Genomic DNA, 396 nt, shown 5'->3' with positions numbered 1-396 from the left:
TGCAGGGGTTCGGGATCGAGAAGAAAGGCGAAGGCCGGTTCGGGCTGACCGAGGGCAGTACCGCTGCCGGTTTTGGCCTCCAGTTTGCCTCTGGGGTTGGCTCTCTGGCACCGTCCATGATACCCGGTGGTGTGGCCAGTAAAGGGTTGTCGGCACTGGGTATGAAAGGGCTTCAGGCATCGGGTGCGGCGACAGCAGTGAAAGGGTTGAACGATGCCCGGAAGGTGCAGGGCTACGCCAGTGCCATCGACAAGGGCAGCCATGCCATTGGCTACGGGGCAACCGGTGGCCTGATGATCGGCGGGGCCGGTGCCGAGGACGCCAAAAGCCAGATCATGGCACTGGGCTATGAGCAACTGAAAGACCTGCCGAGGTTCCAGGAGCTCTACCAGCAGA

General features: G+C 62.1%; 1 protein-coding gene. It reads left to right on the top strand.

From position 1 onward, the window contains the following. On the top strand, positions 1-396 hold a 396-nt coding region (locus AK963_RS34535; RefSeq protein WP_175404811.1), incomplete at both ends, for a hypothetical protein.

It is taken from the genome of Endozoicomonas atrinae, from assembly GCF_001647025.1.
Taxonomy (GTDB): Bacteria; Pseudomonadota; Gammaproteobacteria; order Pseudomonadales; family Endozoicomonadaceae; genus Endozoicomonas; species Endozoicomonas atrinae.
This window is presented reverse-complemented; position numbering and strand designations above follow the sequence as displayed.